This window comes from Bacillus sp. FSL R5-0560 (assembly GCF_037966305.1).
In the GTDB taxonomy this organism is placed as follows: Bacteria; Bacillota; Bacilli; order Bacillales; family Bacillaceae; genus Bacillus; species Bacillus mojavensis.
In genome coordinates, this window is sequence record NZ_CP150195.1 from 1,894,560 (window position 1) to 1,906,405 (window position 11,846).

General features: G+C 35.6%; 16 protein-coding genes. 7 read left to right on the forward strand and 9 right to left on the reverse strand.

Annotated features, from left to right (window positions below):
* The first annotated feature begins 40 nt into the window (after positions 1–40).
* Positions 41–541, forward strand: a complete 501-nt coding sequence (locus NST56_RS09805) for a hypothetical protein (RefSeq protein ID WP_339181576.1) — start codon at positions 41–43, stop codon at positions 539–541.
* Positions 542–817: 276 nt separating this feature from the next.
* Here NST56_RS09805 and bsrG read toward each other — a convergent pair whose 3' ends face one another.
* Positions 818–934 (reverse strand): type I toxin-antitoxin system toxin BsrG, encoded by a 117-nt coding sequence (bsrG, locus tag NST56_RS09810; RefSeq protein WP_009967548.1) that lies wholly within the window; start codon positions 932–934, stop codon positions 818–820.
* Positions 935–1,166: 232 nt separating this feature from the next.
* Between bsrG and NST56_RS09815 the strand changes: the two genes are divergently transcribed.
* Positions 1,167–1,634 (forward strand): DUF4879 domain-containing protein, encoded by a 468-nt coding sequence (locus tag NST56_RS09815; protein WP_166851697.1) that lies wholly within the window; start codon positions 1,167–1,169, stop codon positions 1,632–1,634.
* A 5-nt stretch (positions 1,635–1,639) separates the two neighbouring features.
* On the forward strand, positions 1,640–1,996 hold the full coding sequence (locus NST56_RS09820) for a hypothetical protein (RefSeq protein ID WP_339181583.1): 357 nt from the start codon (positions 1,640–1,642) through the stop codon (positions 1,994–1,996).
* Positions 1,997–2,038: 42 nt separating this feature from the next.
* On the opposite strand, the gene NST56_RS09825 is transcribed toward NST56_RS09820, so the two are convergent.
* Positions 2,039–2,374 carry a hypothetical protein gene (locus tag NST56_RS09825; protein WP_339181586.1) on the reverse strand — a complete coding sequence of 112 codons (336 nt, stop codon included), beginning with the start codon at positions 2,372–2,374 and terminating at the stop codon, positions 2,039–2,041.
* Positions 2,375–2,547: 173 nt separating this feature from the next.
* On the opposite strand from NST56_RS09825, the gene NST56_RS09830 reads away from it, so the two are divergent.
* The 4 genes from NST56_RS09830 (at position 2,548) to NST56_RS09845 (ending at position 5,548) form a co-directional block, all read left to right on the forward strand.
* Complete coding sequence (locus NST56_RS09830; protein WP_339181589.1) at positions 2,548–2,880, forward strand: YolD-like family protein; 333 nt, start codon at positions 2,548–2,550, stop codon at positions 2,878–2,880.
* Complete coding sequence (locus NST56_RS09835; protein ID WP_339181591.1) at positions 2,873–4,123, forward strand: UV damage repair protein UvrX; 1,251 nt, start codon at positions 2,873–2,875, stop codon at positions 4,121–4,123. The genes NST56_RS09830 and NST56_RS09835 overlap by 8 nt, the downstream gene beginning before the upstream one ends.
* 103 nt (positions 4,124–4,226) lie before the next feature.
* On the forward strand, positions 4,227–4,571 hold the full coding sequence (locus NST56_RS09840) for a winged helix-turn-helix domain-containing protein (RefSeq protein WP_339181594.1): 345 nt from the start codon (positions 4,227–4,229) through the stop codon (positions 4,569–4,571).
* 215 nt (positions 4,572–4,786) lie between these two features.
* Positions 4,787–5,548, forward strand: a complete 762-nt coding sequence (locus tag NST56_RS09845) for an adenylate cyclase (protein WP_339181597.1) — start codon at positions 4,787–4,789, stop codon at positions 5,546–5,548.
* A 47-nt stretch (positions 5,549–5,595) separates the two neighbouring features.
* Here NST56_RS09845 and NST56_RS09850 read toward each other — a convergent pair whose 3' ends face one another.
* The 7 genes from NST56_RS09850 to NST56_RS09880 form a co-directional block, all read right to left on the reverse strand.
* Positions 5,596–5,739 carry a hypothetical protein gene (locus NST56_RS09850; RefSeq protein ID WP_154230908.1) on the reverse strand — a complete coding sequence of 48 codons (144 nt, stop codon included), beginning with the start codon at positions 5,737–5,739 and terminating at the stop codon, positions 5,596–5,598.
* Positions 5,729–6,859, reverse strand: a complete 1,131-nt coding sequence (locus NST56_RS09855) for a Rap family tetratricopeptide repeat protein (RefSeq protein WP_339181601.1) — start codon at positions 6,857–6,859, stop codon at positions 5,729–5,731. The genes NST56_RS09850 and NST56_RS09855 overlap by 11 nt, the downstream gene beginning before the upstream one ends.
* A gap of 133 nt (positions 6,860–6,992) precedes the next feature.
* On the reverse strand, positions 6,993–7,244 hold the full coding sequence (locus NST56_RS09860) for a phage holin (protein ID WP_332276152.1): 252 nt from the start codon (positions 7,242–7,244) through the stop codon (positions 6,993–6,995).
* 20 nt (positions 7,245–7,264) lie between these two features.
* A complete protein-coding gene (locus NST56_RS09865) occupies positions 7,265–7,657 on the reverse strand; it encodes a hypothetical protein (RefSeq protein WP_072183127.1) in 393 nt (130 codons plus the stop codon).
* Between the two features lie 115 nt (positions 7,658–7,772).
* Positions 7,773–8,876 carry an N-acetylmuramoyl-L-alanine amidase BlyA gene (blyA, locus tag NST56_RS09870; protein ID WP_339181607.1) on the reverse strand — a complete coding sequence of 368 codons (1,104 nt, stop codon included), beginning with the start codon at positions 8,874–8,876 and terminating at the stop codon, positions 7,773–7,775.
* Positions 8,877–9,049: 173 nt separating this feature from the next.
* Entirely contained in the window at positions 9,050–10,984 is a 1,935-nt protein-coding gene (locus tag NST56_RS09875) for a phosphodiester glycosidase family protein (protein ID WP_339181609.1), read from the reverse strand.
* 36 nt (positions 10,985–11,020) lie between these two features.
* Positions 11,021–11,842, reverse strand: coding sequence for a hypothetical protein (locus tag NST56_RS09880; protein ID WP_160244985.1), 822 nt, complete (start codon positions 11,840–11,842; stop codon positions 11,021–11,023).
* Positions 11,843–11,846: the final 4 nt, after the last annotated feature.

Genomic DNA, 11,846 nt, shown 5'->3' on the forward strand with positions numbered 1-11,846 from the left:
TTTTGGACAAGATAATAAAAAAAGAAGGTAGGTAACTGAAATGAAGAGGTTGTTACTTTTATTAAGTGTCTTGTTACTTGTATTGTTTTTTGTGCAAACAAAGACTGAAGCGTCATCTTCTTTTAAGGAATTGCCCACCAAACAAAAAACTGATCAATGGTCAGTAGAGTTAAGTGAAGCAAAAAACGAAAAGAAATTTGCACGTCCTAAAAAAGGAGAGTATAAAATATATTCAGTTGAAATTAAAAACATTGGGAAAGAAGCAGCCACAGCGGATGTACAATTGTTTAGAGATGATCCTAATTCGATCACCAAATATTCACTTTTTGGCTGTCCTGAAGAAAAGTGTGAAAAACAAAGTGAAGGTTCAAGAGAGCTGGCAGATAGTCTAAACGATGGTTCACCGTTGAGGTTTAAGAACATTATACTAGCTGATAAGGCTTCTGAATTAGAGGTGCAAATTATATGGTCTCAAAAGGGGCAAGAAGGTCGCAATTTAAAACAAACTTTTAAATTCACCGAAGGTATCTTAAATCAGTAATACAGCTTAAAATTTGAAATCCAAATAAAATAATGGTTTTATCCACCAAGCAATAGTATTGCAAATACCATTTTTATATGGTTATAATTAGGGTAATGATACAATTATATAATTATTTTTTGCATTTTGTTTAATGAAATGCATAAAATAAAAAAGGCCAAGGTGCTACCAACACCCCGGCTATGTACAAAAAGCTGCCCATCAAAGGGCTTGCTCTGATGCAGAAATAAACTTAGATAGACCTAACCCTTTAAGGTTTCCAGTCTCAAGGGAGGTCTATTTTTTCTTTTGACTTGACGTTACAATCATCATTATGTTGAAGATCAACAAGACGGTATTTAATATCAACCCGCCAAAATTGATCATTATCATTAATGATTCGTAAACAGTCATTTTCCCACCCCCTTTCATTAGGGGATGAGCAAGACTCCCTTGAGTGAGCAAACTTAATGTACAGGAAATATTATACTATACATAAATATCCTTGTCGTTAAAAATTCACAATAAATTGACAATATGAAAAGAACTTGCAAAATGCAAGTTCTTTTTTCATTTCAAATATTAAACAATTCTCTTCAAATGACGATATTTAACATGTAAACTTGTACCAAGGAGGATTTAGGAAATGAAGAAGAGAATTACGTATGTTCTGCTTGTTCTTCTAGCAGTAGTAGCTTTTGCTTTCACTGATTCATCAAAAGCCAAAGCAGCAGAAGCAACACCACTTTATTATCTACAAATTACAGGGATTACATCAGACGGAAACGATTTTGCTTGGGATAACATCACTTTTAGTCAAACCAAAGCGCCAAACGTTTTGAAGGGAAATAAACTATATGTGAAAGCTCGGTTTATGGGTTATACCAAGTTAACAGTTATCACAGGCAAAGATGGTAAAAATCTGTTGTATGACGGCACAGCTAAAATGTTTAAATCTGATGCTATCCTTGGTCAAAATAAGGTGGTAATAGGCTGGGATAAATATTTTGAGATTCCTATGGACGCACTTCAAGATAACTCAATTCAGATAAGAGCACTAAGCTCAGGTACTACTTTTCTTTATAGCCAAAAAATTGATTTTGAAAGAGAGTGAACCAGGTGATTAGTACTTCTAATTATGATGTAACTAAAGATCCAAAATTCTTAGCTTTTTGTAGCTTAGCTACAGAAGGGTACGGTCAGAACAATACCCAGCAATCTTCCATAGGTTTTAACGAGTTTTGCGAAAAACTTGAGAAAAATGAGATTGTTAAACCCGAGAATAAAAAAAGCACGCTTGATTTGAATAAGTCTTTAGAAGACTGGAAATTAAGATTTACTGCAGGTGGAAACCTTTCTACAATGGATTCACAGGTATTAGGTGTTATCAAAAAAGCTTATAACTTAGGCATGGTTAATAAAAATAATATGCTGGTACGAAATGAAGCAATTAATGCTTATAGAAATTCTATTTAAATAATGAAAACAATGCCCAGCTTAATAAAAGTGCTGGGCGTTTTACTTATTAGGGTTATTTGCTTTCAAATACTCTCGATGTTCTTTCTCCAACTTATCAATATCATCTTTGAATATATAAATCTTATATTTTTCTTTTGCTTCTCTAGACAGATTATCTTCTAAATATTCACGGAGCTTTGCTTCACTTTTGGTTTGATCCATGCCAATTGTAATTGCCGGATCTGTTTGACCAATTTGCACACTAAATAAACCAAATTCATCCCGAATACTATCAATTACTTCCAAAGGGGACTTTTTATTTGCTTCGGTTAAATTTATACCTGACATAATCAAAACAGGAACTAACACCAAAAATCCAATTAACCTCTTCTTCATTCACCAACACACTCTCCCTCGTCGAAAAGAATCTCTCCTTTATTAATACTACGTATATCATTATTGACCTTTATATTTTATTACCACCATTTACATCGAACTTTTGTTCTTATCTATATTGAATAAAGAACGTGTGTTCTGTTAATATTAGATCAATGAAGGAGTGAGTCGATATGCTTAGAGATCGAGGAACAATCAAATGGACATCAATGATGCTTTCAGAACATTTAACGCAGCTTAAACAAGATTTGATGGATGTATCAAAAATTGAAAAGCCATCCTTAGATGACCAACAAATTGAAGAGATGGATATTCTCGTCTCTGAGGCACTTGAATTTAATAAAGAGTTGAAATTCAAACTCTTTAACAATGGATTCGTTGAAAATGTCACCGGCAGAGTCCATTACATTAATTTTGAACAACAAAAGCTTCACGTAAAAGACCAGAACGACAATACAGTTTATATCAACATGAATAACATCATAGGAGTCACATACAATGATTGATTACTCACAATTTCCACGTAAAAATATACTTTGTGTCGATATGAAATCCTTTTATGCTTCTGTATCGGCTGTAACAATGGGGCTTAATCCTTTAACATGTTATCTTGCCGTTGTAGGGAATACGGAGAGACAGGGAAGTGTAGTATTAGCTGCATCTCCTGCACTTAAAAAAGATTTTGGAATCAAAACAGGATCGAGACTATTTGAGATACCTGAAGATCCAAGAATACACATTGTAAATCCGCAAATGAAGCTTTTCATCAGAGTTTCGACTGAGATTACAAAGCTGTTTTACAGATTTGTTCCTGAAAAATGTGTCCATACGTATTCAATTGATGAATCTTTTTTAGATGCAGGAAAAGAAGATCCTGAAGAAATGGCTAAAGCAATTCAAAGCAGCATGTGGAGAGAATTTGGCCTAATGTGCACAGTAGGCATTGGTGACAATATGTTGCTAAGTAAGCTTGCGCTTGACCTGGAGAGTAAGAAAACGAAGAGTGGTATTGCACGTTGGAGATATGAAGATGTGCCAAATAAACTCTGGAAGGTTCACCCGTTGTCTAAAATGTGGGGAATAGGAGGGAGGATGGAAAGAAACCTGAACCGAATGGGGATATCAACTGTAGGTCAGTTAGCTAAATTTCCTTTAGAGCTGCTTGAAAAGAAGTTCGGAATAATGGGGAACCAGTTGTATTATCATGCTCATGGAATCGATTTATCAGAAATAGGTGCACCGTTAATGCAAGGTCAGATTAGTTTTGGTAAGAGTCAGATCTTACTGAGGGATTACACAAGGAGAGAAGAAATTAAGGCTGTTCTTCTGGAGATTTGTGAAGAAGTCGCAAGAAGGGCACGCACGCATAATAAAGTTGGTCGAACAATAAGCCTAGGAATTGGATACAGCAAGGATGAGCTTGGTGGTGGATTTCATCGAGCCAAAACAATTGATCTACCCACAAATATAACCATGGACATTTATAAATGCTGCTTGATGCTCTTTAATAAGTTTTACTCGGGGAAAACAGTGAGAAGTATCTCAGTTGCGTTATCAAATATAGAGGATGATGTTAATCAACAGTTGAGCTTATTTGAAGTGAATAATGAAAAGAGAAGGAAACTCGGGTTTGTGATGGATGGAATTAGAAGCAAATATGGATCAAAAGCGATTCTGAGAGCAGTTTCTTATACACCTGCAGGAACTGCGCTTCACAGAGCAGGGTTGACTGGTGGACACAAATCATAATAATAAGCGTGTTTAATTCCATATTTTAGTTGATTGCAGAGAGCGATTTATATGGAACCCTTTCTGATATACTTTGCCTTGTATTAGGAAAGGGGAGACGAAGATGAAGGCAAATCGAAATAGCAGTTACAAAAAAGGAATGCTGCCAGCATTCTCAGATTTCCAAATGGAGTTGCTCAAAACCTTATATAGAAGGAATGGGTCTTTCATTAAGGATATCTATCATGAAGTTGCAGAAAGATTAGACTTAACAACAGAACAAAAAGCAATATTGGTAAACTCAAAAGCGGAAAAAAGATACGAATGTTATATACGAGCGGTAAGGCTATATCTTTCTAAGAAACAGTTGGTCGATGGAGAAAAAGTTCAGATTCAAGGTAAGGAAAAGATGAAATGGAGGATCACTAAATCCGGAATCGATTACATGAAGCAAATGAATAAAATTTGAGTTTGAGGCATTCGACATCTTAAATATAATTCCACAATATGTTAGAGTTTTTAGAGGGTGCTTTTATAATGACGCTTATGTAGGCGCCACGCTAGGTAACCAAACCCTTAGACGCCGCACAACATAAGTGGTCGGCCAATTTTTTTGTCTATATATTGCAAACATTGTGACTGTATATTTAATTGAATTTTTCTGGACTTATATGGGGGGAGTCAATGAGGTTAAAAAAATATGATTACATAGAGAGGAAGAGTAAGGTTGAAGGGATTCTGGATGAAAAAAGTTTGATAAATAAAGTAAATAAGTTTCCTAAAGATGAAGACTTTACTTATACAAATGGCTACAAAGCTTGGGCTGCAGCAATCTTTGTTGATCTTAGAGACTCAACTTCGTTGTTTATTAGCAAGAATGATATAGATGTAGCCAAGGTAATTCGAGGCTTTACTTCTGAAATTATAGAAATACTGCGGAAAGAAGCCGGAGATAACCTGAAGGAGATAGGGATACGAGGAGATTGTGTATATGCTATATACTCTGCTCCAACTTGTGAGGAGCTATACTATCTAGCTGAAAGAGCCTTTTATATAAATACTTATATGCGCATGTTAAATGATTTATTATCTAAGAGAGACTTACCTAGAATTAAGGCTGGCATTGGTCTCGACGCTTCTGTAACTTTAGCAGTAAAGGCTGGGAGAAAATCTTTTGGCATAAGCAACTTAGTCTGGATAGGAGCATCTGTAGCAAAAGCATCGAAGTTATCAGATTTAGGGAATAAAAATAGTATAAACCCTATTGTAATGTCAAATGATTTTTATTCGGGCTATACAGATGTTCAAGGCCGGTTGGATAATACTATAACTCATCCCTGGATTATCGGTAGTAGTCCATTGCTTGGAACCTATTATCATTCTGACATAGTGATATCGGATTTTGATAAGTGGATTGATGGAGGAATGAAGTCTTTACGTCAATGATGTATTTAACTGAGTTAAAAACCCTTCTCATTGAGAAGGGTTAAACATTAAACAAAAAACTTGGTTGGTTGAATAGAAGTGATATTCCTTTTAGCTTCATGGAATTCTTTATCATTCGAGGATGAAAAGCCACTAAACACTGCTAATCCAACGACAACTGACAAGGTCGCTAATGCAAGTTTAAATTTCATATAAACACTCTCCTCTTTGTATTTGGATTCGGGCATCCACCATAACGTCAAAAAAGGCGGTTGAGTTTTCAAATTGCCCTATCTCCTTACAATAATTAGCCGTGTCGAGTGCTAATTCCTCTAAATCTGGATACATAACATTTTCTTTAAGTACAGAAAAAGTTCGGAAAACTGTGCGTTTATCTATAGAGTCGATATATAAAGCCTTTAAGTAATTAAACTCAGCAACTAAGACATCGTCATTTATGGCTTGTGCTTTCTCGATTCCTTTTTTATAAAGAATAAAGGCTTTTTCAATATCTTTCATTTTAAAGTAAATTTGTGTAAGCGTAAATAACGTGTGAGGGAGAAGATCGCTTTTATCGTTTTCGTATAATGAGACTGCTTGTTCAATATATTCAGCAGCTTTGTCATACTCTTTCATCTTATAATAACAGTTTCCCAAATTATATAATGATGCACCAATTAGCTTGTGTTTGTTTATGGCCTTTGAGTCTTTTAAGGCTCTCTGAAGATGGGGAACTGCTTTTTCATGACTTTCCAAATCATCAAAGTTGCCTGCTACAACAAATGCACATTGAATTCTGCGAACAGTATAAGTTTTTTGGTTTTTATAAATGTTAAGGGCTGCTTCTGCATAATGCATTGATACATGGGTTTGTTTCATATGATAATACACTTCAGCCATTTTGAAATAAAACTCAGCTCGTTCAATTTCGTCTGTTACTAAAGCGAGCTTTTTCTCAGCAATTTTATATGACCTTATTGCTTTTATATAATCCTTTTTATCAAATTCATACATTCCTCTAAAGAAATTGCAGTAGTATTCCAGGACACCTTTAAGTTTCGTTTGGGTACTTTCGATCTTTTCTAATAAGTCTGAAATTTTAGGGCGTTCTTCATTCAATGACTTAGGTTCAAGGTAATCAAGCATTAGCTGATGACGAAAACACATTAGAGAATAATACAGCAATAAGTCTTGGTCTTCCTTCATATGTTTTATTTCTTCTTCAACCTCTGCTTTTAATACCTCTGCATCTGGAACGGCGAACATCCGTATGTATTTATACCACTCATTGATTTTAACTCCAACTGTGGATGACGGAATTAATTGCTCCATTGAAATCCCTCCCTCTATGTATCCAATAGACTAAATATGTAATATTTTATCATATTTAAGGGAATAAGGAAGATTAATGTTTTCTTAAAAAACGAAAAAAATACCCTCCTCAATTAAGAGAAGGGCAGGGGTTTTAGCTCGGTGAATCATAATCCATTGCTTGTTCACTATCAGAAATACCTTGAGTTGTTGGGTCAACAATGATACCCATTGCAGTTAAAAAAGTTAGAAGCGCATTAAATTTCTCAGTCAAATTGTCGCCAAATACAGTTAAGTCGTATCCAAATGCAGAGGCAATTGCTTGTACGAATAACAGCGTTGCAGAGAAAATCGCAACAAGGAATGTTTTCTTTTTCAGTCTTACTTTCCAGTTGATTTTAGTCATTTAATCGTCTCCTGTTCATTTTATTTGAGGCCAAAATGTATGAGTAACCATGCACCGACAATAGTGGCAATTACACTTGGCAGCACCTTGAATACAAGGTCTTTAGTAAACTGTGAGGGATCAATTTTACGAGTAGAATCAGAGCGTTCCAATATTTCAACTCGATTGTCCAGTTTTTCATATGATTTGCTTAGATTTTTTAAACTGTTACTCATTTCGTTAAGAGTGCTGAACTGTTCTCTTGATTGCGCTTGAGAATCTTTGTTAATTTCGACTTGTTGCTCAACAAGTGTTGCGATACGACCGATAACATTTGTTCTTTCTTCAAGAGAGTCAATCTTGTTATCAGTGTGTTTTGCTTTTTCTTCTAGTGCACTTAATCTTGAAATGGTGCTTTGCTCAAAGTTATCCATTTGTCACCAACCTTTAATGAATATAGAAAGGTGACATTACATCACCTCCTAAAATTAAGAGGATAGTCACTGATACATTAGATCAACAAATATCCTCCGAGATAATTGAATATAATTAAATTTTAGAACCGAATTGTCCTGAGATGTATCCACGTTTACCTTTATAGATAACTTCCCAGTAACCTTTTGAGTTGTTTTTACCTTTAACTGAACCAGAGATTGAAATAGTGTTTCCGAGCTTGACTGTGCCAATATTTTTAGAACTATTTCGATCAGGTTTGTCCATTACGATTGCTGCGCTTGATACACCGACAATTTTAATTTTTCCCACGGATTTAATAGATGAGGAACTTGAAGAAGTTGATGTTGTTTTTGGGGCAGGAGAAGAGGTTTTGACTGATCCTGTAACATCAACATATTTGTCAGAAGCGGTAATGTAATATGTAGCGCCTTTAGAGTTCTTAACTTTGTATTGATACGCAGATCCGACTTTAACTTTCTCTACAACTGTAGGAAATCCAATGCCTTTATTTACTGTGCCGACAACATTTTTATCTTCCCATGATGGTTTTGAGTAGAAACGAAGACCGTCAACTTTTGATTTAAGGGAACCACTTGCTGCTGATGAAGAGGAAGGAGAGGATGTTGTTGGTTTAGTTGGAGAAGCTTTTGAAACAGATTTACCTGACATTTTTGCCTTTACTCGATTTTTAAAGTCTACAAATTTTTGGCTGTTGGATACCCAAGGTGCAGGACAATTCTTGTGAGTAATATCAAAATGACGAACAATGTCATCAATAGGATCTAAACCAAACTTTTTACATAATTCAACGACCACATCCTCAGTTCTTTCAACTGTATCTGAATGGAATGAACCGTCTTTCTCAAGGCACATTTCAACTCCAATAGATAAGAAGTTAGCATTTGGTTTTAGCGCAGCTACTCCTCGATAAGGATTTCCGGCACTGTCTCTTTGCTGAATATCATTAGCGTGGTAAGCTACTTCATTTAACGGAATGATACAAATTGCTTCTGTCTTATCTACGAAAATGTGAGCTGATGCATAAACTTGTGCATTGCTAAAATATCTTCGGTGATTGTCTGCACCGGCACCCGGATTGGCTGTATAGTGTAGAACGCATTTTTTCACACCATTTAACTTTAAACCAGGTCGAGTATACTTATTTACTGGAATATAATTGTTTGTATAAGCTGACAAATAACATCTCTCCTAATAATTAAATTTGAGCACAAAAAAGAGAGAAGGGGTCTGAACCCAATCTCTCTTTATCTCACGTATGCTCTTGCTATCTCTGTTTTTCAAGTATGTATTTTGAATAAAATCTATATTTTATCTAGAACGTAACCACCGCCTTTATTGTTCCTTTAGTCTTAATCCAAGTTCAAGCTAGGAATATTACCTACGTTACCTGACACTCGTCTTCTGTCTATATCTGATGGAGTTCTAATGAAAGCTGTTCCCTCAACATCACTATAAACTGAGTTCCCAGTTACAATTAAATCGTTTGTTCCAGTGTCTTCTTGAATAAAGTAAAGGTGATAATCAGAGTGGCATTGCTTGAAAACATTATCAGAGAAAATAGCTTCTCTTACAGACCCCCAAATTGCGCGATCAATATTATTAGTGATAATGTTTCCTGAACAAATTGCATTTTGCGAGTTTTTGTACCGGGCGAAGGTTTTTAAGGATTTAGCGAGGTTATTCTTAGTGAAGATATTTGCAGCATTGCCTACCCAAAGGGCGGTTCCGCTAAATGTGATCTCAGAGTCAATTAGTTTAATAATTTCTCCTTCAGCAATGTTAATGCACTCATTGGCTATATTGGAAATATACATTCCTTCAATTGTGATAGACTTGCCGATCCCGTGAATACTCACTCCTCGGTCTGTAGCATTAACCAAGCTGCAGTCTTTCATTTTAAATGATTTTATATTTCCACCTGCAATTAATCGGCAGCTACTCTTATTTACACTACTATTGCCATCAATTTCGATGCCTTCTATATAATTGTGATCTGTAATTCGCAACAATTCATCAAGTGAGTGATTTGGATTTCTGAGGAGTTTAGTGTAGGATCTTCTTTCACCAACAATTGAGACATTCGAGGGGAGTTCAATTTTTTCACTAGCGCTAGTTGTGTTCTGTTTACCGATTAAATATGTACCTTTTGGGAAATGTAGTTTCCCTCCTCCTTTTTCAGATAAATCGCTAAGGGCTTTTTTAAACTTAGCTGTATTATCGATTAAGCCATCTGGTGAGAATCCTAAGTCTAATACATTCCAAGTAGGCTTGGATTCGATAAACTCTACACGTCTGTTTAGACTTGTTGCCAAACCTCTTCCTTCTTGAACTTCAAAAAATCTGCTATCTGTATCGTCATCAGGATATGAAATTGTTAAGGTATCAACCACTGCACGTTCAATACCATCACTAATGTTATTAATATATTTTCCTTCGACAGCAGTTTGAGAGCTTCCACCACCATCTAAAAGAAATGCATTAACACAGCCTTCAGATAAAAATAAAGATGGCATATCATAAGCTGTAATACCACTAGATCGAAGTGAACGGCCATCTACAGTAATAATAACTAATGTACCGTCAGATCTTTGCCCAATGGCTTGTCGAGGATGCTTAACATTTAAATCTGCCCATGTAGTCATTTGAGCCGTTCTTGGCTTAGAATCTTTAACTAGCCAAATGCCAAAAGCAAAAGAGTTTCGTGCGCCTTTGGAAATTAGGATGTCGGCATCAACTTCTCTGTTTCCGTAAACCTTCATAGTTCCATCGTCAAAAAATACACAAGCCTCAGCGCCTGTGTATCCAGCAGCGTCATAATCTTTGTAGAGAACTCCGTCTTTAATTTGAAGCCCCATGACTTCACCATTTGATCGCCAACCACTAGCGTTTATTGCAACAACAGATCTTTTTCGTTTGGCCATACTTAAAACTGTTTCACGATTAGTTGTACCAAAATAAGAAGATGTGGGATCAATGGATTTTTCAAAGTCATATGCAAACGTTTTTTGCACCATACTTTTTTTAGCTTCGGTTGTTTTAGGAGTAACCTTTGTAACATAGTACTCAATACCAAGAGTGGCATCCTGTTTAAAAGAACTTGTTACTGTAAAATATCTGTCATCAGTTAATACCTTGTTTAAAATTTCTGTTGTTTTCGTTTCTACTTCATTAAACTTCTGAGTAATCTTAGGAGCGGTGTATTCTTCTCCTTCTGAAGCTAGTAGTTCAACAGGCATCGGAACATATTTATCTAAATTTTGATCATATCTATAAAAACCAGCCATAACTTTCCTCCAATAAAAAAGATCCCGGAGGGGATCTTAGTCAGTTTTGTACCATACTTGTCCTGAATCTGGTGCTGTATCTGAAACAACAACTCGTTTTTTCTCAGGTGAAAAAGAGGCATCCTTATACCAGATATAATTTGCATTAAATGGTTCTGTTGCGCTTAGGAGTATATTAAAACCTTCATATACTTCGGAAGTTCCAATATCTACCCACTCAAATCCATCCCATCGATAAACGATTTTTGTTTCTTTAACAGTCACCGCCCAACCAATCTGTGGGGTTGGGTAATAGGTGAAAATATCTGAATAGGTATAGACAGATGGTTTATAAATTTTTCTTGTATTTTCTACAACTTCTTCATAATTTGATGTAGCCTGTCTACACCAAGCTGTCACTTCTTGGCACCGTTTTGTAACTCGTTCACATTCAGCTATACGTTCATTCATTCGAATTATTGTATCTTCAGCTTCATCGATAAGTCCTTGAAGAGTTTCAATAACCATATTCCCTTGTCGTTTTATCCAAATTCGAGAGGCAGGGAAGAAGGAGGCACCTTCACCACTGTAATTAAAGGTAAGTGATTTTCCTTCATTTGAAACATTAAAAAAGACAACACCCATAAGGTAATCAACCTTAAAATAATTGTCTTCAAGCTCACCATCTTCAATTTCTCGCCACTCCTTGTTACTTCCTATAACTTCGACACGAAACTCTCTGTTTGGAATCTCAGTCAGAAGTACTCTGCCGTTATAGACAGTTAATGTCTCATTATAAGTCAGATAGGGATCATCAACTGAACCTTTTCTTTTTTTACTTAAAATTGGATCGTTATACAATTCAGCAAAGTCGGTCAGATTA